This is a genomic window from Geobacillus sp. YF-1, from assembly GCF_052692335.1.
This window is the reverse complement of the sequence record NZ_CP199850.1, coordinates 2968084-2991733: the sequence shown is the minus strand read 5'-3', so window position 1 is coordinate 2991733 and position 23650 is coordinate 2968084. Positions and strand designations below refer to the sequence as shown.

At 53.9% G+C, this 23650-nt stretch carries 27 protein-coding genes and 1 riboswitch; of the genes, 23 read left to right on the top strand and 4 right to left on the bottom strand.

Annotated features, from left to right (window positions below; translation table 11 throughout):
• The first annotated feature begins 91 nt into the window (after positions 1-91).
• From ACTVIM_RS14860 to ACTVIM_RS14775, 18 genes are all read left to right on the top strand, one after another.
• On the top strand, positions 92-1876 hold the full coding sequence (locus ACTVIM_RS14860; RefSeq protein ID WP_445613028.1) for an acyl-CoA dehydrogenase family protein: 1785 nt from the start codon (positions 92-94) through the stop codon (positions 1874-1876).
• 192 nt (positions 1877-2068) lie between these two features.
• Complete coding sequence (locus ACTVIM_RS14855; protein ID WP_033843130.1) at positions 2069-2446, top strand: arsenate reductase family protein; 378 nt, start codon at positions 2069-2071, stop codon at positions 2444-2446.
• A 217-nt stretch (positions 2447-2663) separates the two neighbouring features.
• Positions 2664-3047 (top strand): glycine cleavage system protein GcvH, encoded by a 384-nt coding sequence (gene gcvH, locus ACTVIM_RS14850; RefSeq protein ID WP_033018554.1) that lies wholly within the window; start codon positions 2664-2666, stop codon positions 3045-3047.
• Between the two features lie 73 nt (positions 3048-3120).
• The gene (locus ACTVIM_RS14845; RefSeq protein ID WP_033018556.1) at positions 3121-3357 is read left to right on the top strand and encodes a YusG family protein; all 237 of its coding nucleotides are present in this window, start codon (positions 3121-3123) and stop codon (positions 3355-3357) included.
• Between the two features lie 93 nt (positions 3358-3450).
• A complete protein-coding gene (locus ACTVIM_RS14840) occupies positions 3451-3810 on the top strand; it encodes a toprim domain-containing protein (RefSeq protein ID WP_033018557.1) in 360 nt (119 codons plus the stop codon).
• Complete coding sequence (locus tag ACTVIM_RS14835; protein WP_445613027.1) at positions 3807-4121, top strand: thioredoxin family protein; 315 nt, start codon at positions 3807-3809, stop codon at positions 4119-4121. Before ACTVIM_RS14840 ends, ACTVIM_RS14835 begins: the two co-directional genes overlap by 4 nt.
• 147 nt (positions 4122-4268) lie before the next feature.
• Positions 4269-4616, top strand: a complete 348-nt coding sequence (locus ACTVIM_RS14830) for a hypothetical protein (protein ID WP_033018560.1) — start codon at positions 4269-4271, stop codon at positions 4614-4616.
• Positions 4617-4690: 74 nt separating this feature from the next.
• Positions 4691-4800: riboswitch (SAM riboswitch) on the top strand.
• 176 nt (positions 4801-4976) lie between these two features.
• Complete coding sequence (locus tag ACTVIM_RS14825; RefSeq protein WP_445613026.1) at positions 4977-6005, top strand: methionine ABC transporter ATP-binding protein; 1029 nt, start codon at positions 4977-4979, stop codon at positions 6003-6005.
• Entirely contained in the window at positions 5995-6663 is a 669-nt protein-coding gene (locus ACTVIM_RS14820; protein WP_033018567.1) for a methionine ABC transporter permease, read from the top strand. The genes ACTVIM_RS14825 and ACTVIM_RS14820 overlap by 11 nt, the downstream gene beginning before the upstream one ends.
• A gap of 16 nt (positions 6664-6679) precedes the next feature.
• Complete coding sequence (locus ACTVIM_RS14815; RefSeq protein WP_445613025.1) at positions 6680-7528, top strand: MetQ/NlpA family ABC transporter substrate-binding protein; 849 nt, start codon at positions 6680-6682, stop codon at positions 7526-7528.
• Between the two features lie 434 nt (positions 7529-7962).
• Positions 7963-8325, top strand: a complete 363-nt coding sequence (locus tag ACTVIM_RS14810; RefSeq protein WP_033018570.1) for a carboxymuconolactone decarboxylase family protein — start codon at positions 7963-7965, stop codon at positions 8323-8325.
• A 635-nt stretch (positions 8326-8960) separates the two neighbouring features.
• Positions 8961-9740, top strand: coding sequence for a Fe-S cluster assembly ATPase SufC (gene sufC, locus ACTVIM_RS14805; RefSeq protein WP_445613024.1), 780 nt, complete (start codon positions 8961-8963; stop codon positions 9738-9740).
• A 17-nt stretch (positions 9741-9757) separates the two neighbouring features.
• Positions 9758-11068 (top strand): Fe-S cluster assembly protein SufD, encoded by a 1311-nt coding sequence (gene sufD / locus ACTVIM_RS14800; RefSeq protein ID WP_445613023.1) that lies wholly within the window; start codon positions 9758-9760, stop codon positions 11066-11068.
• Positions 11065-12285 (top strand): cysteine desulfurase, encoded by a 1221-nt coding sequence (locus ACTVIM_RS14795; RefSeq protein ID WP_445613022.1) that lies wholly within the window; start codon positions 11065-11067, stop codon positions 12283-12285. The genes sufD and ACTVIM_RS14795 overlap by 4 nt, the downstream gene beginning before the upstream one ends.
• Complete coding sequence (gene sufU, locus ACTVIM_RS14790; protein WP_033018575.1) at positions 12275-12724, top strand: Fe-S cluster assembly sulfur transfer protein SufU; 450 nt, start codon at positions 12275-12277, stop codon at positions 12722-12724. The genes ACTVIM_RS14795 and sufU overlap by 11 nt, the downstream gene beginning before the upstream one ends.
• A gap of 6 nt (positions 12725-12730) precedes the next feature.
• Positions 12731-14128: a Fe-S cluster assembly protein SufB gene (sufB, locus tag ACTVIM_RS14785; RefSeq protein WP_033018579.1), complete on the top strand. Its 1398-nt coding sequence runs from the start codon at positions 12731-12733 to the stop codon at positions 14126-14128.
• A gap of 395 nt (positions 14129-14523) precedes the next feature.
• Positions 14524-14817, top strand: coding sequence for a hypothetical protein (locus ACTVIM_RS14780; RefSeq protein ID WP_445613021.1), 294 nt, complete (start codon positions 14524-14526; stop codon positions 14815-14817).
• Positions 14801-15424 carry a hypothetical protein gene (locus tag ACTVIM_RS14775; protein ID WP_445613020.1) on the top strand — a complete coding sequence of 208 codons (624 nt, stop codon included), beginning with the start codon at positions 14801-14803 and terminating at the stop codon, positions 15422-15424. Before ACTVIM_RS14780 ends, ACTVIM_RS14775 begins: the two co-directional genes overlap by 17 nt.
• 417 nt (positions 15425-15841) lie before the next feature.
• Here the strand turns inward: ACTVIM_RS14775 and ACTVIM_RS14770 are convergent, their stop codons facing one another.
• The 4 genes from ACTVIM_RS14770 to ACTVIM_RS14755 form a co-directional block, all read right to left on the bottom strand.
• A complete protein-coding gene (locus ACTVIM_RS14770; protein WP_445613019.1) occupies positions 15842-16966 on the bottom strand; it encodes a two-component system sensor histidine kinase NtrB in 1125 nt (374 codons plus the stop codon).
• Between the two features lie 201 nt (positions 16967-17167).
• Positions 17168-17551 (bottom strand): hypothetical protein, encoded by a 384-nt coding sequence (locus ACTVIM_RS14765; protein ID WP_445613018.1) that lies wholly within the window; start codon positions 17549-17551, stop codon positions 17168-17170.
• Positions 17548-17853, bottom strand: coding sequence for an antibiotic biosynthesis monooxygenase family protein (locus ACTVIM_RS14760; RefSeq protein ID WP_144976186.1), 306 nt, complete (start codon positions 17851-17853; stop codon positions 17548-17550). The genes ACTVIM_RS14765 and ACTVIM_RS14760 overlap by 4 nt, the downstream gene beginning before the upstream one ends.
• Positions 17854-17916: 63 nt before the next feature.
• Positions 17917-18597, bottom strand: a complete 681-nt coding sequence (locus tag ACTVIM_RS14755) for a cobalamin B12-binding domain-containing protein (RefSeq protein WP_445613017.1) — start codon at positions 18595-18597, stop codon at positions 17917-17919.
• A gap of 410 nt (positions 18598-19007) precedes the next feature.
• On the opposite strand from ACTVIM_RS14755, the gene ACTVIM_RS14750 reads away from it, so the two are divergent.
• The 5 genes from ACTVIM_RS14750 (at position 19008) to yunB (ending at position 23327) form a co-directional block, all read left to right on the top strand.
• Positions 19008-19856, top strand: a complete 849-nt coding sequence (locus ACTVIM_RS14750; protein WP_445613016.1) for a DUF72 domain-containing protein — start codon at positions 19008-19010, stop codon at positions 19854-19856.
• Positions 19857-19877: 21 nt separating this feature from the next.
• Complete coding sequence (locus ACTVIM_RS14745; protein ID WP_445613015.1) at positions 19878-20765, top strand: sulfite exporter TauE/SafE family protein; 888 nt, start codon at positions 19878-19880, stop codon at positions 20763-20765.
• A 16-nt stretch (positions 20766-20781) separates the two neighbouring features.
• Positions 20782-22164, top strand: coding sequence for a bifunctional metallophosphatase/5'-nucleotidase (locus ACTVIM_RS14740; protein ID WP_445613014.1), 1383 nt, complete (start codon positions 20782-20784; stop codon positions 22162-22164).
• A 61-nt stretch (positions 22165-22225) separates the two neighbouring features.
• Complete coding sequence (locus ACTVIM_RS14735) at positions 22226-22528, top strand: YunC family protein (protein ID WP_445614371.1); 303 nt, start codon at positions 22226-22228, stop codon at positions 22526-22528.
• A 52-nt stretch (positions 22529-22580) separates the two neighbouring features.
• On the top strand, positions 22581-23327 hold the full coding sequence (yunB, locus tag ACTVIM_RS14730; protein ID WP_445614370.1) for a sporulation protein YunB: 747 nt from the start codon (positions 22581-22583) through the stop codon (positions 23325-23327).
• The last annotated feature ends 323 nt before the right edge of the window (positions 23328-23650 follow it).

Here is a 23650-nt window from a genome sequence, read left to right as displayed (position 1 = left end):
CGAAGGAGCGGCCCGGCTGCAAGGAACGCCTATTTCCCGGGCGGCGTTGCCGCCCGGATCATCAATCATCTTTTGGGGGAGGAAATGAACGATGGCCAAAACAATCGAAGAAGCGATCAAAGGCGGCAGCTTTCTAATCGAAGACATTCCGGCGGAGCGCGTGTTTACGCCCGAAGATTTCACCGACGAACATCACATGATCGCCAAAACGACGGAAGAGTATGTCAACAACGAGGTGCTTCCGCAGCTTGAACATCTGGAAAATCACGAGTTTGACCGCTCGGTGAAGCTGCTCCGCAAAGCGGGCGAGCTCGGTCTGTTGAGCGCGGACATTCCGGAAGAGTACGGCGGCTTGGGCTTAGATAAGGTCAGCTCGGCCATCATTGCCGAAAAAATGGCGCCGGCCGGCGGCTTTGCGATTTCGCACGGGGCGCACGTCGGGATCGGTTCGCTGCCGATCGTGTTGTTTGGCACGGAAGAACAAAAACAAAAATACTTGCCGTATTTGGCGACCGGCGAAAAAATCGCCGCTTATGCCTTGACGGAGCCGGGCTCGGGTTCGGACGCCCTCGGCGCGAAAACGACAGCGAAGCTCAATGCGGAAGGCACACATTACATTTTAAACGGCGAAAAACAATGGATCACGAACTCCGGATTCGCCGATGTGTTTGTCGTCTATGCGAAAGTCGACGGCCAACATTTTACCGCCTTCATCGTTGAGCGCGATTTCCCGGGCGTTTCAACCGGTCCGGAAGAGAAGAAAATGGGGATCAAAAGCTCATCGACGCGGACGCTCATTTTGCAAGACGTACCGGTGCCGAAAGAAAACGTGCTCGGCGAAATCGGCAAAGGCCACGTCATCGCCTTTAACATTTTGAACATCGGCCGCTACAAGCTCGGGTTGGGGGCGGTCGGCGGCGCGAAGCGGGCGTTTGAGATCACGGTCAAATACGCCAATCAGCGCCAACAATTCAAACGCCCGATTTCGCAGTTTACGCTGACGCAGGAAAAATTGGCGACGATGGCATCGCGCCTGTATGCCGCCGAAAGCTCGGTCTACCGCACGGTCGGCTTGTTCGATGAGCGGATGGGCTTGCTTGATGCCGAAAAAGCGAAAGATGGCAAAGAAGTGGCCAAATCGATCGCCGAATACGCGATCGAGTGTTCACTGAACAAGTTTTTTGCCACGGAAGTGCTCGATTACATCGTCGATGAAGGCGTGCAAATCCATGGCGGCTACGGCTTTATGCAAGAATACGAAATCGAGCGCGCCTACCGCGATTCGCGCATCAACCGCATTTTTGAAGGAACGAACGAAATCAACCGCCTGCTCGTGCCGGGCATGTACTTGAAAAAAGCGGTAAAAGGCGAGCTGCCGCTGTTCCAAAAAGCGCAGCAGCTGCAGGAAGAGCTCATGATGATGGCTGCCGAAGAGCCGGGTTCGGGCGCGCTGGAACAAGAGAAATACTTGGTGCGCCAAGCGAAAAAAGTTGCCTTGATGGTCGCCGGCTTGGCGGCGCAAAAATACGGTCAGCGCATTGAAGAAGAGCAAGAAGTGCTCGTCAACATCGCTGACATCGTTTCGAACGTTTACGCGATGGAATCGGTGCTCTTGCGCACGGAAAAAGCGATTCAAGCGAGCGGTGAGGAGAAAAACAAACAAAAAGTGCTGTACACGCAAATTTTCTGCCAAGAGGCGTTCAATGAAATTGAAGCCCATGCGAAAGAGACGCTCGTCGCTGTGGAGCAAGGTGACACGCTGCGGATGATGCTCGCCGCGCTCCGCCGGCTGACGCGCCATACGCCGATCAACGTGATCGCGAAAAAACGTGAAGCGGCCGCTGCGCTCATTGAAGCGGAACGATATGTTGTGTGAGCGTTGAAGCGGCGCGGCAAGTTGTGTGATAATGAGAAGTACCAGGCCCGACCTGGTACTTCTTGTCGTTTCGAGGAAACTGCAGGCAGAAGCGGACGGTTCGCTGCCTTTGGCCGCTTGTTCTCGCTGTTGGGAACAGGCGCCGCCAAACATCGGATCATCCGAGCGAATTCAGCGGAAAGGGGGAGGACGATGGCGCTCACGCTCTATTGGTATCCAAAGTGCGGAACGTGCCGGAAGGCGAAAAAATGGTTGGATGACCACGGCATTGAGGTGCAAACGGTGCATTTGGTCGACGAGCCGCTGACGAAAGAGCAGCTCGCCGACCTGCATCGGAAAAGCGGGCTGCCGCTGAAAACATTTTTTAATACAAGCGGGTTGAAATACCGCGAGCTCGGATTAAAGGACAAGCTTGACGGCGCATCGGAAGACGAGATGCTCGATTGGCTCGCTTCGGACGGAATGCTGGTGAAGCGGCCGATTTTGACGGATGGCGAGCGGGTGATCGTCGGGTTTCGCGAGTCGGCGTATGAATCGTTTTTTGGACAGGCGCCGGCCGTGAATCGGTAATGAGTTCGCCATCCGGGCACGGCGGAACGGCAACAGCGAAAGGGGCAAACGGGGGTTGTTCCGCCGGTTCGGGCGGTCGGCGTAGACAACGGTTTTCGACAGGGCGGGTGCGAAGCCCAAAAATTTTTCGCCGGCCGAACAGACAGACGGTGAGTTTTCGCGGAAAATCGGTTATGATGAAGAGGAGCACACTTTTTTGTCGCAATGGAGGGATTCGATGAACACGCCAAAGGAACTTCGCTATACGAAAGAGCATGAGTGGGTGCGCGTCGAAGGAGAACACGTGCGCATCGGCATTACGGATTACGCGCAATCCGAGTTGGGGGATATCGTCTTTGTCGAACTGCCGGAAGTGGGCGCGCAGCTGAAAGCGAACGAGCCGTTCGGCAGCGTTGAGTCGGTGAAAACCGTCTCGGAGCTGTACGCGCCGGTCAGCGGAACGGTCGTCGAAGTAAACGAGGCGCTCAACGATCATCCGGAGTATGTCAACGAATCGCCGTACGAGAAAGCGTGGATGATCGTCGTGAAACCGAGCGACACCCGTGAGATTGACCAATTATTGACAGCGGAACAATACGAAGCGATGGTGACGGAAGGATAAACATGGCCGTCATTTTCGGCTCAATTCGGGCACCCTATACATATGGAAGAAATGAAACAAGGGGGTGCGAAAGATGGCGCTGCAATCGGCGCGCATCGATGTGACCGATCGGGTAATCGGCAAATGGAACGGCCGCACGCTTGATTTGTATGCGGAAGGGGAGCTGATCGGCCATGTTCCGCTTCCGGAGACCGTTCCGTTAAAAAGCGGCTATACAGTGCAAAATGGAAAAGTTTACAAAGACGTGACCGCTACCGTTGAGCCGGGGCAAAAATATGTCGACTGCGACGGGGAAGCGGGCTGGTGTTGAAAGGCAACGGTGGATGGCCGTTGCTTTTTTTCAACCTTTGGCTCGCATCGATCATACAATAGAGCAACATTGGTGGAGTTAGGTGGGGCGGATATGCGACAAGTGGAAAAGGTGATCATCGTCGAGGGGAGATCGGATAAACAAAAGGTGGCGGCGGTGTTGAATGAACCGGTCGTGATCGTGTGTACGAACGGGACGATCAGCGATGCCCGCTTGGAAGAGTTGGCCGACGAGTTCGAAGGCCAAGATGTATACGTGCTTGCCGACGCCGATGAGGCGGGGGAGAAGCTGCGCCGCCAGTTTCGCCGCATGTTTCCCGAAGCCGAACATATTTATATTGACCGGGCGTACCGGGAAGTGGCGGCCGCTCCGCTTTGGCATTTGGCACAAGTGTTGCTGCGCGCCGATTTTGAGGTGCGCATGGAATGGTTGATGAAGGGGGGAAGCGGGTGAACGCGATCGATCGCAATGAGCTCAGAAAAACGATCGAGAACGAGCCGCTTTTGGCGCTGTATTTGTATACCCCGCTATGCGGCACATGTCAATTGGCGCGGCGGATGCTCGTGATTATCGAGCAGCTATTCCCGACGTTGCCGTTTTACGAAACGGATATCAACTATATTCCCGAGCAGGCCGTGGAGTGGCAAATTTCCAGCGTTCCATGCTTGCTTCTTTTTGTTGACGGAGCGATGGCCGGCAAATGGTATGCGTTCCCTTCCGTCACCGATTTGTATGAGCAACTGCAAGCCCGGCTGCCGCGTTGACTGTCCCCTTTTTTGACTCCGTTTGACACATTTCTTGGGAAATGACAAAAACGGCGTCCGTTCGTCAACAGGCTGTCGAGATTTTTGTAAAGGATTCTTGCCCCCACATATGGAAATAGAGAACAAAGGACATGGGGGTGATGGTCAATGGAAGTGCGTGAGTTTGTGGAACGGTTCATCGAGCGGATGCAAATGTTGCGTCATTTGTTGCCGATTTTGCCGGACGAGCAGTTATGCGTTCGGTTTGAAAGCGACGGGGAGGCCGCTTCCGTCTTGCTTGGCAAAGAGCCGGCCATCGTTGAGTGCGAGAACGATGAACGAAACACGTTGACGGTGCGCGGTTCGAAGGAAGCGCTCGCCTCCTTGCTGAGCGGTGAGCTGAAGCTGCAGCAGCTCGTCCGGCTGCAAGAAGTGCACGTATCGGGAAGCTTCCGCCATTTATTGCTGCTGGAGTCGCTCCTCCATTTGGCCAAGCCGTATCGGCATGTCGGATAAAAAATGGGTTGACACGATTCGACATCCGATGATACAATCACATTCGTAACCAAATTGAATACATTCGCGTTGCGCTCTTATCAAGAGAGGTGGAGGGATGTGCCCAATGAAGCCCGGCAACCGTCAGCGCTTGCGCTGAAATGGTGCCAATTCACACAAAGCAGCCTGCTTTGAGAGATAAGAGACGGAATGGTAGACAATACCTTTCTGTTCTCCGCGGGCAGAAAGGTTTTCTTTTTGCGCTTGCTTGGGCGCTGGGCGTGAACAGCCCGCTTCGGCTGCTTGCGCGGGCGCGCTCGGCGGCGGGGCTTGCGCCTGCTGGCGAACGGGAAGCGCACGGCAAGAAAGGAAGGTGAAACGATGATCACCCTTGAACAGGTGACGAAAGTATACCAAGCGGCCAACGGTGCGGTGACAGCCGTTGACAACGTGTCGCTTGAGATTCGCGAAGGAGAAATTTTTGGAATTATCGGCTACAGCGGGGCCGGAAAAAGTTCGCTCATTCGGCTGTTAAACGGATTGGAAAAACCGACGAGCGGTCGGGTGATCGTCGCCGGCCGCGACATGGCGCGCGTGAAAGGTCGGGAGCTTCGAAACGCCCGTCAGGAAATCGGCATGATTTTCCAGCATTTCAACTTGCTTTGGTCGCGCACCGTCAGGGAAAATATCGCTTTTCCGCTCGAGATCGCCGGTGTTCCGAGAGAGGAACGGCAAAAGCGCGTCGATGAGCTCATCCAGCTTGTCGGTCTCACCGGGCGGGAAGAGGCGTATCCGTCGCAGCTGAGCGGCGGGCAAAAGCAGCGGGTCGGCATCGCGCGGGCGCTCGCCAACAATCCGAAAGTCCTGCTTTGCGATGAGGCGACGTCCGCCCTCGATCCGCAGACGACGGACGCGATTTTGGATTTGCTCGTTGACATCAACAAGCGGCTCGGGCTGACGATCGTGCTCATCACCCATGAAATGCACGTCATTCGCAAAATTTGCGACCGCGTCGCGGTGATGGAAAGCGGCAAAATCGTCGAACAAGGCGACGTGCTGCACGTGTTCCGGAACCCGCAGCAGCCGATTACGAAACGGTTCGTCAAGCAGCTGGTCGAGCCGGAGGAAACCGAAGAAGCTGTCTCGCATCTGTTCGGCCAATACCCGAACGGGGTGATCGCGCAGTTGACGTTTGTCGGCGCCGCCGCTGGACAGCCGCTCATTACGCAAGTCGTCCGCCAATTTGCTGTTGATGTCAACATTTTGCAAGGAAAAATTTCACAAACCCATCAAGGCGCCTACGGCGTGCTGTTTGTGCACATCGACGGGGCGGCGGATGAAATCGGTCGGGCGCTCGACTATATTCAAGACCAACAAGTGGCGGTGGAGGTGATTCACGATGCTCGCTAACCTCCTGCCGAACGTGCAATGGGAAACGATGTGGGCGGCAACGGTCGAGACGCTGTACATGACCGGCATGGCGGTCGCCGCCACGTTCGTCCTCGGAGTGGTGCTTGGGCTGCTGTTATTTTTAACGGCAAAGGGAAACCTATGGGAGAACCGGCTGGCCAATACGGTCATCGCGGCGTTCGTCAACATTTTCCGCTCCATTCCGTTCATTATTTTGATCATTTTGCTTATTCCGTTTACGAAATGGCTCGTCGGGACGATGCTCGGCGCCAACGCGGCGCTGCCGGCGCTCATCATCGGTGCGGCGCCGTTTTACGCCCGCATGGTTGAGATCGCCCTCCGCGAAATTGACAAAGGGGTCATTGAAGCGGCGCAGGCGATGGGCGCCTCGACGTGGACGATCATTTGGAAGGTGCTTTTGCCGGAATCGTTGCCAGCCCTTGTCTCGGGGATTACCGTCACCGCGGTGTCGCTTGTCGGCTATACGGCGATGGCTGGCGTTGTCGGCGCCGGTGGACTTGGGAATTTGGCGTATTTGGAAGGATTTCAGCGCAGCCATAACGATGTGACGTTTGTCGCGACCGTGTTGGTGCTTGTGATTGTCTTTGTCATTCAGTGGATCGGTGACATTGTCACTTCCAAAATAGATAAACGATAAAAGGAGGAAAAAATCGATGAAAAAATGGCTTGGCGTGCTGTTCGCTTCCGTCTTGGTGTTCGCCTTGGCGGCTTGCGGCGGCAACAACAACGCCGCCGATGAGGGTGGCAACGGCAAATTGGTAAAACTGAAAGTCGGCGCCTCGAACGTGCCGCATGCGGAAATTTTGGAAAAAGCGAAACCGATTTTGAAGAAAAAAGGCATTGACTTGGAGATCATTACGTTCCAAGACTATATTTTGCCGAACAAAGCGTTGGCCGACAAAGAAATTGATGCCAACTACTTCCAACACATTCCTTATTTAGAGTCGCAAATGAAAGAGCATGGCTACCAATTCGTTAACGCCGGTGGCATCCATATTGAGCCGATCGGCTTGTACTCGAAAAAATACAAAAGCATCGAAGAGCTGCCGGACGGCGCAACGATCATCATGAGCAACTCGGTCGCCGACCACGGCCGTATTTTGTCAATGCTGCAAGAAAAAGGGCTCATTAAACTGAAACCGGGCGTCGATAAAACGAAAGCGACGGTGAACGACATCGTCGAAAATCCGAAGCATTTGAAGTTTAAGGCCGATGTCGACGCTGGGCTGCTGCCGCAAATTTACAAAAACGGCGAAGGCGATGCGGTGCTGATCAATGCCAACTATGCGCTGGACGCCGGCTTGGATCCGGCGAAAGACCCGATCGCTGTGGAGTCGCCGAAAAACAATCCGTATGTGAACATTGTCGCCGTGCGCAAAGGCGATGAAAACCGGAAGGAAATCAAAACATTGGTCGAAGTGCTGCAATCGAAAGAAATTCAAGATTTCATCAAAGAAAAATACCACGGTGCCGTCATTCCAGCGGCGCAAAACAATCAATAACGGGAGCGGTTCGCTCCCGTTATTTTTCGTCAGCGGTTCTAACATGGCAACGGGCGGCGAAATGATGAAGCCATGCAGCGCACGATAACGGTGGGTCAGCGGCTTGAGCCCTCCCGCTTGCGCCAAGGGCAGCGCTCATCGCCTAGAAGGCCGGTGAAAAAACGCTGACACACCAATTGGAGGCATATTTTCATTCAGAAAAGAAAGCTGATTCTGTGAGGTTTCTCTCATTGAGAAATGGATGGAGCTTAGCGGTATTTTTGCACGAAATCACCAGCCTCCTAGATGGCGATGATTGAACCGGCTGCGGCCGGCAAAAAAAACACCGGCCAACGCCGTGGCGGTCTCCTCCTTTTTCCGATATGATTCGCCGTTTAATTTGCCGTTCCTGCATGCATACTAACAGCAGAAACGGACAAAGGAGGAAAACGAAAATGAACCACGTCACACCGTCATCGGTCGAATCGGCGCTTCGCCACTACAAAGAAGGGCTCGGGGCGTTCACCCAAAAACTTCCGAACGTAGCGGAGCGATTTAACGCCTTTACGGAAGCGTGCTTTGCCGAGGGGGCGCTGTCGAAAAAGGAAAAGCAGCTGATCGCGCTTGGCATCAGCTTGGCGACGCAAGATGAGTATTGCACGATTTACCACACGAAAGGATGCCTTGATGAAGGGGCGTCGGAACAAGAAGTTTTGGAAGCGTGCGCGGTGGCGGCGGCGTTTGGCGGCGGGGCGGCGATGAGCCAAGCGGTGACGCTCGTCCAAGAATGCCTCCGCGAGCTGCGCACCGCCCATTAAGACTCCGGTGACGGGGTCTTTTTTAGTGAGAAGATCAGTTGGTATCTCCTGTAAACCGAGAAAATCGGCAATTTGAACGGGTCTTTTTAGTGAGAAGGTCGGTTGGGGAACGAAGCGGGAGCCTCGCCGATTTGGTTCGCGCTTAGAAGGCTGGTGAAAAAACGCTGATTCCTTTCATCAATGGGAGAATGAGCGAAAAGGAGGACTGATGTAACAAGGTTTTTCTAATTGAGAAATAACATTCGTAAAGCGGTACCCACGATTCAATCACCAGCCTCTTAGAAGGCCGGTGAAAAAACGCTGTTTCCGTTGCGCGAGGGGGAACGAGTGAAAGCAAGATGGATGGGCGTCGGCCAACGGAAAAGAGGGCGGGCGTTGAACCGCTCCGGGGCTAGCGGCGGGGAAATTTTGCCCGTTCTTTATGGCAAATGCTCGTACAAACGGGCATTTTCGTGTAAAATATAAAAAGTGGCACCGATGTTTCGCCGGAGGAATCGCGCGCCGGAGAGGCGGAACAGTTGCGAATACTTTTCATTTGTTATAAGATTGTAATGAGAATAAATTGAGAATGAACGGCCGCTAGATGATCAAAACGGGCGGCGCTGACTTTCAAGCAGAAATTGGAGGTATGCTGCATGGCAGTGTTGACGATTCGCAATCTTCACGTGTCAGTGGAAGGAAAAGAGATTTTAAAAGGGGTAGATTTGGAAGTCAAAGGCGGGGAGATCCATGCGATTATGGGGCCGAACGGAACGGGGAAATCGACGTTAGCTTCCGCGATTATGGGTCATCCGAAATATGAGGTGACGGAAGGCACGGTGACGCTGGACGGCCAAGATGTTCTCGAGATGGAAGTCGACGAGCGGGCGCGCGCCGGCCTGTTTTTGGCGATGCAATACCCGAGCGAAATCAGCGGGGTGACGAACGCCGACTTTTTGCGGGCGGCGATCAATGCCCGCCTTGGCGAGGGCAATGAAATTTCGCTCATGAAATTCATCCGCAAACTTGATGAAAAAATGGCCTTTCTCGACATGAATCCCGATATGGCGCACCGGTATTTGAACGAAGGGTTTTCCGGCGGGGAGAAAAAGCGGAACGAAATTTTGCAATTGATGATGCTGGAGCCGAAAATCGCGATTTTGGACGAGATTGACTCCGGGCTGGATATTGACGCGCTGAAAATTGTCGCCAAAGGCGTCAACGAGATGCGCAGCAGCGAGTTCGGCTGTTTGATCATCACCCACTATCAGCGGCTGCTGAACTATATCACTCCGGATTATGTGCACGTCATGATGCAAGGGCGCATTGTCAAATCCGGCGGTCCGGAACTGGCGCAGCGGCTGGAGGCGGAAGGATACGACTGGATCAAAAAAGAACTTGGCATCGAAGACGAAACGGTCGGGCAAGAAGCGTAAGCGTTAGGAGGAGGACTATGGCGACAGAAACGAAAATTCCATTCGATGAAACCTACATCCGCACGTTCTCAAGCGGGCGCGGCGAGCCGGAATGGCTGACGGCGCGGCGTCTCGAGGCGCTGGAACGCGCGGAGCGGCTGCCGCTGCCGAAACCGGACAAAACGAAGATCGAGAAATGGAACTTTCACGGCTTCGCCCGCCACACGGTGGAGAGCGCGGCGTACGCCAGCCTCGATGATTTGCCGGACGCCGTGAAGGCGCTCATCGAAGCAGGGGAAGAAACGAAAAACTTGTACGTGCAGCGCAACCATACGCCGGCGTATGTATCGCTTTCTGAAGAGTTGAAAGAAAAGGGCGTCATTTTCACCGACATTTTGACGGCGGCGCGCGAGCACGGCGATTTGCTTGAGCGCTATTGGATGACCGCGGTCAAGCCGGATGAGCATCGCCTCGCCGCGCTTCATGCCGCACTCATGAACGGCGGCGTATTCGTGTACGTTCCGAAAAACGTTGAAATTGAAACGCCGCTTCAGGCTGTTTACATTCAAGATGAAGACGACATCGCCTTGTTTAACCATGTCATCGTCGTGGCGGAAGACAACAGCCGCGTGGTGTTCGTGGAAAACTATTTGTCAGCCGACCGCAACGGTCAAGCGTCCGCCAATATTGTGGCCGAAGTGTTCGCCAACGCGAACGCCCGCGTCTTTTTCGCCGCCGTTGACCATTTGGCGAGCGGCGTGACGACGTACGTGAACCGGCGCGGCATCGCCGGGCGCGACGGGCGGATCGAATGGGCGCTCGGGCTGATGAATGACGGCAACACGGTGTCGGAAAACATCACGCGCCTCGTCGGTGACGGCTCGTTCGGCGATACGAAAACCGTTGTCGTCAGCCGCGGTGAGCAAGTACAAAACTTTACGACCAGTGTCGTCCACTACGGAAAGCATACGGAAGGGTACATTTTGAAACACGGCGTCGTCCGCGACAGCGCGACTTCAATTTTCAACGGCATCGGCAAAATCGAGCACGGCGCATCAAAATCAAACGCCGAGCAAGAATCGCGCGTGCTCATGTTAAGCGAAAAAGCGCGCGGCGATGCGAACCCGATTTTGTTGATCGATGAAGACGACGTCATGGCCGGCCACGCGGCATCGGTCGGTCGTGTCGACCCGATTCAGTTGTATTACTTAATGAGCCGCGGCATTCCAAGACGGGAAGCGGAACGGCTGATCATTCACGGCTTTTTGGCGCCGGTCGTCGAAGCGATTCCGATTGAAGGCGTGAAAAATCAATTAATTGAAGTGATTGAAAGGAAAGTTCAATCATGAAGGTGAACGAAATCCGCGCGTTGTTTCCGATTTTGCATCAGAATGTCAACGGCCACCCGCTCGTCTATTTTGACAGCGCCGCGACATCGCAAAAGCCGCTGCCGGTGATTGAGGCTCTTGACCGCTACTACCGTGAGTACAACTCGAACGTCCACCGCGGCGTCCATACGCTCGGAACGAAGGCGACCGACGCGTACGAAGGGGCGCGCGAAAAAGTGCGGCGTTTTCTTAACGCCCGCTCGATGCAAGAAATCATTTTCACGCGCGGGACGACATCAGCGCTCAACTTGGTCGCCTCAAGCTACGGGCGCGCCCATGTCAACGAAGGCGATGAAATCGTCATCACGTACATGGAACATCACAGCAATTTGATCCCATGGCAGCAGCTGGCGAAGCAAACGGGCGCGACGTTGAAATACATTCCGCTGCAGGAAGACGGCACGATCGATCTCAACGATGTCGAGGCCACGGTGACACCCGCTGTGAAAATCGTCGCCATCGCCCATGTGTCGAACGTGCTCGGCACGATCAATCCGATTCGCGAGATCGCCCGCATCGCCCATGAGCGCGGGGCGATCATCGTCGTCGACGCGGCGCAAAGCGCTCCGCATATGAAGATCGACGTCCAAGAACTCGATTGCGACTTTTTGGCGTTTTCCGGCCATAAAATGTGCGGACCGACGGGCATCGGCGTATTATATGGCAAAAAGAAATGGCTTGAGCAGATGGAACCGGTGGAATTCGGCGGTGAAATGATCGATTTTGTCGAACTGTACGACTCGACGTGGAAAGAGCTGCCGTGGAAGTTTGAAGGCGGCACACCGATTATCGCCGGCGCCATCGGCCTCGGCGCGGCGATCGATTTCCTCGAGCAAGTCGGCTTGGACGCCGTCGCCGCCCATGAGCATGAACTGGCGCAATACGCGCTTGAACGAATGGCGGATCTCGAAGGCGTCACCGTCTATGGACCGAAGGAGCGGGCGGGGCTGGTGACGTTTAACATCGACGGCGTGCATCCGCACGATGTGGCGACCGTCTTGGACGCCGAAGGCATCGCCATTCGCGCCGGCCACCATTGCGCCCAGCCGCTCATGAAGTGGCTTGACGTGACGGCGACCGCCCGGGCGAGCTTCTATCTGTACAACACGAAAGAGGAAATCGACCGGTTCATCGCCGCATTACAGAAAGCGAAGGAGTACTTCAGCCATGTCTTCTAACCATCCGTTGGATCAGCTTTACCGCCAAGTCATTATGGATCATTATAAAAACCCGCGCAACCGCGGGGTGCTTGAGGGCACGAACGTCGATGTCAACATGAACAACCCGACGTGCGGCGACCGCATCCACTTGACAATGAAAGTGGAAGACGGCAGAGTCGCCGACGTCAAGTTTGAAGGGGAAGGCTGTTCGATTTCGATGTCGTCGGCGTCGATGATGACGCAGGCGATCAAAGGAAAAACGGTGGAGGAGGCGCTTCGGCTCGCCCACATTTTCTCCGACATGATCCAAGGAAAAGCGTACGACGATTCCGTTGACCTTGGCGACATCGAGGCGCTCCAAGGCGTTTCCAAATTTCCCGCCCGCATCAAATGCGCGACGTTGGCGTGGAAAGCGCTCGAAAAAGGGCTACATGGCCACGAACATGAAGGAAGGTGAACCACGATGGCGAAAAAAGCACCGGAAATCGGGGAATACAAGTACGGTTTCGTTGACAAAGACGTCTCCGTCTTCCGCGCCCAGCGCGGCCTGACGCGCGAAGTCGTCGAAGAAATTTCACGGATGAAAAACGAACCGCAATGGATGCTCGAGTTCCGCTTAAAAGCGCTCGACATCTTCTACAGCAAGCCGATGCCGCAATGGGGCGGCGACTTGTCGAGCTTGGATTTTGACGAAATCACCTACTACGTCAAACCGACGGAAAAATCGGGCCGCTCGTGGGATGAGGTGCCGGAAGAAATTAAAGCGACGTTTGATAAACTCGGCATTCCAGAGGCGGAACAAAAATATTTGGCCGGCGTTTCCGCCCAATACGAATCGGAAGTCGTCTACCATAACATGAAAGAGGATTTGGAAAAACTCGGCGTCATCTTTAAAGACACCGACTCGGCGCTGAAAGAAAACGAAGACTTGTTCCGTGAGTATTTCGCCAAAGTCGTGCCGCCGACTGATAACAAGTTTGCCGCTTTGAACTCGGCGGTTTGGTCGGGCGGTTCGTTCATTTACGTTCCAAAAGGTGTCAAAGTCGAAACGCCGCTGCAAGCGTACTTCCGCATCAATTCGGAAAACATGGGGCAGTTTGAACGGACGCTCATCATCGTTGATGAAGGGGCGCACGTCCATTACGTCGAAGGCTGCACCGCGCCGATTTACACGACAAACTCGCTCCATAGCGCGGTCGTCGAGATCATCGTCAAAAAAGGCGCGTACTGCCGCTACACGACGATCCAAAACTGGGCGAACAACGTTTTCAACTTGGTGACGAAGCGCGCCGTCTGCGAAGAAAACGCGACGATGGAATGGATCGACGGCAACATCGGCTCAAAGCTGACGATGAAATACCCGGCCGTCATCTTAAAAGGCGAAGGGGCGCGCGGCTTGACGCTGTCGATCGCCATCGCCGGCAAAGGACAGCACCAAGACGCCGGGGCGAAAATGATTCACTTGGCGCCGAACACTTCGTCCACGATCGTCTCGAAGTCGATTTCGAAACAAGGCGGAAAAGTCACGTACCGCGGCATGGTCCATTTCGGCCGCAAAGCGTCCGGTTCGCGCTCGAACATCGAATGCGACACGCTCATTCTTGACAACCAGTCGACATCGGATACGATTCCATACAACGAAATTTTAAACGACAACATCTCGCTTGAACACGAAGCGAAAGTGTCGAAAGTGTCGGAAGAGCAGCTGTTCTACTTGATGAGCCGCGGCATTTCCGAGCAGGAAGCGACAGAAATGATCGTCATGGGCTTCATCGAGCCGTTCACTCGCGAGCTGCCGATGGAATACGCCGTCGAGATGAACCGCTTGATCAAGTTTGAAATGGAAGGAAGCATCGGATAAGCTGGATAAATCAAGGGGTTAGCGCGCCGTTGCGGGCCTCGCACCCACAATGATTGACACAAACCGGAGCGGCTGGTTTCTTGCTCTTTCCGCTTATCTTCGGGGGGCGCCCTTAGCGCTCCCCGAATACGTTGTTTGCCGCGTCGTGGGGCACTTTCTAGAAGGTGGGTGATTTAGGGCAAAATACTTCTTATTCCATTATTTTCCTAATTGGAGAAACTTTGTAGAATCAGCTTTCTTTTCTGAATGAAAACGCCGTTGATTCGTGTGTGACAGCGGTTTTTCACCGGGCTTCGAGGAGGGATTCGCGTTTTTCGTGTTGTCGTTGCTTTGACAGGTAAATATGGTACTGCGTCTGATTTGCCGCGAATGGATACGATAAGGGTGGGATATCGGTGAAACGGATCCTCCGTTATGTTTTGTTGTGTACCATGCTAGCTGGCTGTGATCATCAGGAGATGAGTTTACAGGCTCATCATTGGGAGGCAAAAAGGCAAGGGTTTGACCAAGAAGAGATCGAGAGCCTCATTAGAGAGCCGGAAAGCCTCAATAAAGTCAACCGACAGCTCAAAAATAAGGAGGTTGCGTCTTTCTTTTGGCTGGGGATGACGAAAGAAGAGATTCGCCCACATGGATGGACAGGAGATCGATTTTTTTCGTGCGAGACGCGCGGTGAATCAATGGAATGAGCCCGATGAACAAACGGTGAAGGAGATTTTTAAGAAACAGGCGGATCATCAAATGATCCAATGCCATATCGAGAAACAGAAGTTATGCACCACATCAACGATTTACACCGATCATCAAAAGAACGTCATGAAACTGACCCTCTCTGTTTCCTCACTCAATCGAGAAGAGCATCGATACGCCGTCGTCTTGTCGTATGAATGGCTGATCGATCCGAAAGAAAAGGGGACGGATTTTTACGGGATTTTGACGACGGAAAATGCGGTTGTCGATTATCACCACGTTTACAACTCCTACAAGACATATCAGGATCGCTCTCACGTCAGCATACAACATAGTAGGAAGCCGTACCAATCTTCTGTTGTAGGGTATATGATGAAAAATTCCTTGCGCAAGGAAAGCAGCCGCCACTTTGGATATGTGTATTCGGAAATCGTACCTTCCGATCGCGCGCAAACGTATATTGATGTGAAGGGATTTTATGTTCATGCTCATCGGGCGTGGAGCGACAGCGACTTGTTTTCCTTCCAAGATGTTTATAACTGGAATGGGAAGGCTGATGCGGTGATGTTCAAGTCGCCGGTGATCCGCATCTTCATCCAACCGTGATGAAGCGGGATCGAACGGGGGAGCGTTCGCTTTTGGGCGCTCCCCTGTCTTCTCTCATGCCAGGTCGCTTTTGTTCCGCCGCCGCGCTCCGTCTTCCTTGTTAGCGCTTTGAAATCGAACAGATTGGCGATGAACATGGTTTGCATCTGACTTCTGCTGCTTCACGAAGACGCCCTGTCGCCGCCAACGATTGGTGATGAACATGATTTACATCTGACCGATTGAAGCGATCGTGACAGCCCGGTCATTGTTTGTGGTGGGAGCGGAGCGCTTCTTTTCATTCCGCCTGAACAAAAGTAGTTCGACAATCGCTCCCGTATTTCATCCAAGAGCGGAACGCTTCTTTTCATTCGGCCTGAACCGATTGGAAATCGACTGCGTGAAATCGCGTTCCGACCGCTTCCGTTTCCCGTCCGATCAAATCGGCTCGGAGGCGAGAGGGAGGAGTAGGATGAAGGTCGTTCCTTGCCCTAACTCGCTTTGGACATAGATGTCCCCGCCGTGCTCTTCGATAATTTTTTTGCAGACGGACAGCCCTAAGCCTGTCCCTTTTTGCTTTGTGGTAAAAAAAGGCTGAAACAGGCGCTCCAAGCGGTCGGGAGGGATGCCGGTGCCATTGTCGCGAATCGTGATTTGGGCGTACCGCTCGGTTGCCTGCAAGGAAAGGCGGATATGGCCGTCCGTCCGCCCGGCTTCAGCAATCGCCTCCATGCTGTTTCGGATCATGTTGAGCAACACTTGTTTGAGCTGTTTGGCGTTGGCGACGACAATGATTGGCTCATCTGGGGTGTCGCAGGTGATGGCGCAACGATGAATCAACAAATCGCTTTGGCAAAACAGCACCACTTCTTCCATCAATGGCGCCAATGCGACCGCTTGCCGTTCCCCTTGGGTCGGTTTCGAGAGATGGAGCAAATCGTAAATGATTTGATTGGCGCGGTCAATTTCGGAAAGAACCACGTCGACGTAGCTTCCTTTGCCGATCTGGTCCAAATAAGGGCGCATTAATTGCACAAAGCCGCGGACGCTTGTCAGCGGATTGCGAATTTCATGGGCGATGCTGGCGGCAATTTTGGCCACCGTGTTGAGCTGGTCGTGGCGAAGCGACTGTTCTTGCAGATAGTGCAGCGATTTTTGCAGCTCCGATTTTTCGTGCATCAATGTATAGTTCATATGGAGCAATTCTTTTTCCACTTTTTCGATCAGCAGGCCAACGCGATGGAGGTCTTGATCTTTGTCAATGCAAAACAGATGGATGGCCTCCGGCGCGGCCGGCACGAGATAGACATCATACAAATGAATCGAGCCGTCGCCGTGCACCAAATTCAGTTCCAACGCCCGCCCCTTTCGTTCCTTTGTCCACCGCTGCAGCTTGGGGCGGCTGTGGATGTCGATCAAGTCAAAAAAGCTTTTCGTGGAAGGAAATCGCGTTTTGGCGCTGATCGACCGGTCCGTGATGAAAAAGGCGCGATCGGTCTGAAAATACGGAAATGGGAGCGCGTCAATCAGGATGTGACGGTCGTCAGAAATTTGTTGCAACATCGGTTTTTCGACTCCTCCATTCGGCCGTGATGGCCAACAAGATGCGCGGTATGTCCGACCGGCAGCTTGATGGCATGAAGGTCAAGGATGGCAACATAAAATTATAGCATAACCAAAAGACAAATTGTAGAAAAAATGGGGAATCGAACGACTTTTCGCAACAAAAAAACAGCGCCCAAGCCAAAAGGGCACCGCCGACGTTCAGCCGAACGAAGATTGGTCGGAATGAAGCTGCTGCAACAATTGTTGGGCTTCCTGCAAGTAAAACAAGAATGCCGCTTCTTTTTCGGGAGGGGAAATGCGGCCGCGAATCGCCTGTTCAATGCGGCGGAAATTGTCCAATAAATGGTCGGTTTTCATGCCATGGTTCACTAAAATGTTGTTGAGCCAAAGGGCGTAATCGGTGAACACTTTGGCGTTTCTTAACAAATACGCCGTTTCTAAGTGCGCGAAATGGTGCTGATTGTCTTCAAAACATTTTTGTTTCCCGCGCTCCCCGTACTTTTCTAAAAGCTCGGGGTAAGCGGCATAAATCCCTTTGACAACCTCCTCGATGATCGGATAGTATTGCATGACGGAAATCATGTGGCGACCACCTTGTAGCGGGTGATCGTTGGAACGATAGAGGCGAGCTCTTGGTCAGGATAGTTTTTCTCCAATTCATGAATGCGCTTGAACTCGTCGCTCGTCACCCAGGCCAAAAATGCTTCCTTGGATTCCCATTCGATGTGCACCGTCAATTCGCCGGGCCGCTTTTCATTTTGCAGCAGGCGAAAGGCGCGAAACCCGTCCGCTTTGTCGACGAGACGAGAACGGTTTTGATAAATGGCAATCACTTCATCAACCTTTTCGACAGGAACGGAAAAGGTGGAATGAACAATGTACATAGTTCGTGCACCTCGCTTGAAATGATCGCAGCTGGATGATCACGTTCATCCGGCAGAAAGGAATTACAGGCCGTTGGTTGCACACAGTCCCCCGTCTCCCCACTCAGCCAACAGCTGTTGCAGCGCGTCGACGTCTTTGATGATCAGAGTAGACGGAGAGCAGAGCGACGAAATGTCATACAACTGAACTGCGCGGCCTCCGACAAGGATGATGGGCCGGTGCGGCAGCTGCTCGAGCGCGTGCGTGTATGCCGGCACCCGGCTTAAATGGTAGGGCAAAGTGACGGAAAGGCCAACGACCTTCGGCTTCCACTTTTTGGCGTGCATCACCGCGTATTCGAGCGGCAAGTTGGCCCCTAATAACCGGGTGTCCCAGCCTTTTTCTTTGAAGAGCTGGGCGACGATGGTGATGCCGATGTCGTGCTGTTCGTTTTCGACGCAAAAAAACATCGCCCGTTGCACCGCGGGAAGAGGAGGAAACCGATGCTGCTGTTCCTGTTCTAAAAAGAGCGCGTGCAATAAATATTTGCAAGTCATGGAGGCGATATGCTCGTCCGCAACGGTGATCAAGTTGTTTTCCCACATGGTGCCGATATAGCGCATCGCTTGTGTAATCAGCTCATAGGCTCGCCGCCAGTTCGGTTCGCTCCCGCCCGCTATATACAGTTCAACGATTTCTTTTGCTTTGGAAAAATCGCCGTTGAGCAAAGCCATGGTCAATCGGTCCAAGGTTGTATAAGACATGGCCATCACCTAATCAAGAAAAATTGAACGCTCTCGCGCCTTCGCGGCCGCAGGGAGGCGGAGGGTTCCCGATGATCGAAACAACAGGCCGACGGACTGTCAACGCCGACAGGGTGAGACCGATGCGCCAGTGACTGCTGCATCCGCTTGCGTTTTTGGCTCGTTGAACCATGGACAACCAACAAGGGAGCATCCCCTCCTTAAATAGCTGGTATATGAGTGGTTGGATGGTTTTTGCCTATTTTTCTATTATACTATAAAATGTTGAAACCCATCAAAGCATGCGTTTGCAGCGAATGGACGTTGGGTTTTTACGGCTTCCTGCCAACGAGCAGACGTTTTCATTTCAAGGCGTCCCCCTCTTATGCTATAGTTAAAATAGCTGGAAATTGAACAAACTGGTGATCAAAATGATTTACATCGGATTGACCGGCTGGGGCGATCATGACAGCCTTTATCCGCCCGGTTTGGCGGCGAAAGATAAATTGTCGGAATATGCGGCCCATTTTCCGACGGTCGAGGTCGACTCGTATTTTTACGCCATTCAGCCGCGGGCAAACGTGGAAAAATGGATTCGCGAGACGCCGCCGTCGTTTCAGTTTATCGTGAAGGCTTATCAAGGGATGACCGGACATGAGCGCGGCCCGATTCCATATGAAAGCAAGGAAGAGATGGTTGCCGCGTTTTTGGAATCGATCGCGCCGTTTCAAGAGGCGGGAAAATTGGCGATGGTGCTGTTTCAGTTTCCGCCGTGGTTTGACTGCCGGCGCGAGCATGTCGCGTACTTGCGCTCGGTGAAGGCGCGGATGGGGGAAGTGCCGGCGGCGCTTGAATTTCGCCATCAATCTTGGTTTTCGCCGCGCTTTCGCGCCAAAACGCTTCGCTTTATGGAAGAGGAAGGCTGGATTCACTCGATTTGCGATGAGCCGCAGGCAGGGGAAGGGTCGGTGCCGATTGTGTTGCATCCGACTCATCGCGAAAAGACGCTGATTCGCCTGCACGGCCGCAACGTGCACGGCTGGAACAAGGCGACGGCCGGCGAGAACTGGCGGGCCGTCCGTTATTTGTATCGCTACAATGAGCGCGAGCTGCGCGAATGGGCAGATCGCATTCGAGCGCTCGCAGCGAAAACGGACCACATTTATGTGCTGTTTAACAACAACTCCGGCGGCGATGCCGCCGACAATGCCAAGCAATTGATCGAGTTGCTCGGCTTGGAGTACAACGGCCTTGCGCCGCGGCAGCTTGGTTTGTTTTAAAGCAAGGGGGGGAGAGGCCATATGGCGTATTTGTTGCTTGTTTCGCTCGGCTTGATCGCCGGAACGGTCGGCAGTTTGGCCGGCCTTGGCGGCGGGGTGATCATCGTGCCGGCGCTGTTGTTTTTCGGCGCGCTCGGCTGGCTGTCGGCGGTGACGCCGCAAGTCGCGGTCGGCACATCGCTAGTCGTCATTATTTTCAACGGGCTGTCATCCACGTTGTCGTACATGAAAGACAAAATGGTCGATTATCGAAGCGGGCTGCTATTTAGTCTCGGCAGCGTCCCGGGAGCGGTCGTCGGCGCTTGGGTGAACAATACGCTGAGCGTGGCGCATTTTTCGCTGTATTTTGGTCTGTTTTTGATTGCCATGTCGCTTTTTTTGGCGCTCAGTCAAAAGAAAACGAAACGCTCGGCGGCAGAAACGGCGGCGGCGAAAGAAAACGAAGGCGAACAAACGGCGGTGGAACAGGCGCAGCCAGGGCCATGGTGGCGGCGGAAAGTCGTCCGCGCGTACACCGACCGAAACGGGGAGGTTTCCGTTTATGACTACCAGCCGTTGGCGGCGATTGCCATCGCTTTTGTCGTTGGCTTTTTCGGCGGGCTGTTTGGCATTGGCGGCGGTTCGTTGATGGTGCCGGCGATGATCGTGCTGTTTCGCTTTCCGCCCCATGTGGCGGTCGCCACATCGATGTTGATGATTTTTTTGTCCTCACTCGTCGGTTCGCTGACGCATGTGACGATGGGCAATGTGAAATGGACGTTTGCCCTCGCCCTCATCCCCGGCGTATGGATCGGCGCGAAAACGGGGGCATGGATCAACAAGCGAATGCCGAGCCGAACGTTGGTGGTCGTGCTGCGCCTCGTGCTGATTGTCCTAGGGATTCGACTTGTCTGGGAAAGCCTAGCGTAGTGGAGGAGGGGGCGTTTTGAAGCAAATCGTCTATCTTTACCATACCAATGACGTGCACAGCCATTTTGAACATTGGCCGCAAATCGCCCGCTTTTTGTCAGAGCGCAGAAAGGAGCATTGCGAGCGCAACGAGGCGATGCTTTTGTTTGATGTCGGCGATTTTGTCGACCGCGTTCATCCGATCACCGAGGCGACGAGGGGCAAAGCGAACGTTGAGCTGCTCAACGAGCTTGGCTATGACGCGGTGACGATCGGCAACAATGAAGGGATCACGCTCGATTACCGCGATCTCGATACGCTGTATGAGCGGGCGCGATTTCCGGTGGTGGTGGCCAACTTGTTCCGCCGTGACGGCACGCGGCCGCCGTGGGCGCTGCCGTATGCCGTCATTTCGGCGACAGAGACGTTTCGCATCGGGGTTGTTGGCGCGACCGCTCCGTTTCGTCATTTTTACGAATCGCTCGGCTGGACCGTTGCATCGCCGTTTGAGACGCTAAGGGCGGCGGTGGCGGAAGTGAAGCAGCGGGTGGACTGCGTCGTTGTCCTATCCCATCTCGGCGTGCACGATGATGAACAAATGGCCGCTGAGATTCCGGGCATCGATGTTGTTTTAGGCGCTCACACCCATCATCTGTTCCTGGAAGGAAAGCGAGTCAACGGCGCGCTTCTGTGCGCGGCTGGAAAATATGGACAATACGTCGGCGTCGTTAAGCTCGAGGTGGAAGACGGGCGCTTAGCGCGGACGTCGGCCGCCCTCGTCGATGTCGCGACCTTGCCGCGTTCCGAAGAGATGGAGCGCCGCCTTCGCCGCCTCGAGCGGGAAAGCTTGGCGCAGCTTGAGGCGGAACGGGTCGCCGAACTCGAAGAGGATTTGCCGATCAACTGGTTCGCTCCGTCGCCGCTCGCCCATGTGCTGGCTTCCGCCTTGCGGGAATGGTGCCAAGCGGACATCGGCATGGTCAATTCCGGCGTGCTGCTTGAGTCGCTGTCGAAAGGGCCGGTGACAAAAAAAGATTTGCACCGCATTTGCCCCCATCCGCTCAATCCGTGCAAAGTGAAGCTGCGCGGGGCGGAGCTCAAAGAAATTATGCTGGAAGCCCATACGGAACGGATGAAGCATTTGCGGTTTAAGGGGTTCGGTTTCCGCGGTGAAGTGATGGGGGAAATGGTGTATGACGGTGTCGATCTCGAGACGGAATGGGAAGAGGATGGGGGTTGGCATATCCGCCGCGTTGCGGTTCACGGCGAACCGCTCGATCCGGAGCGGACGTACGAGGTGGCGACGACCGATATGTTTGCCATCGGCCATTTTTACCCGCAAATTCAGCGGGCGGCGGAGAAAACGTATTACATGCCTGAGTTTTTGCGCGACGTTCTCGCGTGGAAACTGGCTCAGTAGTCAGGCACTTCTCGTTCTGTCCTTCATACATTGAAGGATGGAAAGGAGAGTGACTGCGGCGATGGTGGAAATCAAGCCGATCATTATTGACGGGCATCCGTTTATGGCGGTGTCCGTGCAGCTGCCGAAAACGAATTTGTTGGCGGTGGCGAGCGACAAAGGATATATTATGTGCGGGGCGCTCGATGTCGCGTTGTTGAACGAAAAATTGCGCGACCGCGGCATTATCGCTGGACGGGCGGTCGGGGTGCGCACGATCGAGCAGCTGCTCGCGGCGCCGCTTGAGTCGGTGACGATCGCCGCCCGCGAGCTCGGCATCGAACCGGGAATGAAAGGAAAAGACGCGCTGTTGAAAATGCAGTGAAAGAATCCCTCCTTACAAGCATACATATAGCTTGTAAAGGAGGGATTTGATGTTGTTGCGCCCCCGGGTTGGGCGGAGGGGCCCGCTCCCGTTCCGCTATGTGCTGCTATTGACCTTCGTTTTTTTTATGTTTTCGATGGCGGCCAGCCTTTGGATTGTGAATCGAAGCATCAAGCCAGTGCTGATGGAAATCGCGGAAACCGAAACGAAACGAATTGCCAATTTGGTGATTAACAATGCGATTGAACAACAGTTTCAAAAGGACAATCCCGAGTTTCAGCGGCTTGTTACGGTTCGGCAGGACGAAAACGGCAAGATTGTGTCCGTCGACTTTGATACGGCGGTGATGAACCGCATTTTATCCGAAACGGACGATCATGTCATGGCAAGCTTGAAAGCGGCGACCGAAGGACGGATTGAGCGCCTCGTTCTTCCCGAAGTGGAGTCGGGGGCCGGCGACAGCCGCGGTATCATTTATTCGATTCCGCTTGGACAAGTGACCAACAATGCGCTGCTGGCGAATTTGGGTCCGCGCATCCCCGTGCAGTTTCAAATCGTCGGCAATGTCAATTCAGAAGTGACAAAACAAATCCACGCCTATGACATTAACAGTTTTTTTATTGAAATTGATATCCATATTGCGGTCGATATTCAAGTCATTATTCCGTTTGCGTCGAAAATCTCCACCGTTACGACCGATATGCCGATCGTCATGCGCTTTATCCCCGGAGAAGTGCCACAGTTTTACAACAAAGGCGGGGGTTCCGTCGGCCCTTCCTTTGAACTGCCGCCGCGGTAGCCGTTCCCTGTTTGCTGGCGGCGGATGAGCGCCTAGGAGGCTGGTGAAAAATAACAAATTCGCTCGATTGGGGAGAAGTCACAAGGAATGGAATGATGACGTTGCAACGTTTGTTTTGGTTTGGGAAACACTGTCGGAGAGCAGTGTTTCTCCTTCAATCACCGCCCTCCTAGAAACGTCGGCCAGAAACGAGAATGTTTTTAGTGGAAACATGGAAATATTATACAAGTAAAATGTTGCGGCGAGCGGTGGCTGCAGTGGTTTTCCAACTCGGCCTAGAGGAAACCGCTTTTTTCTTTTTTCGACAGAAAAGAACTAGACGA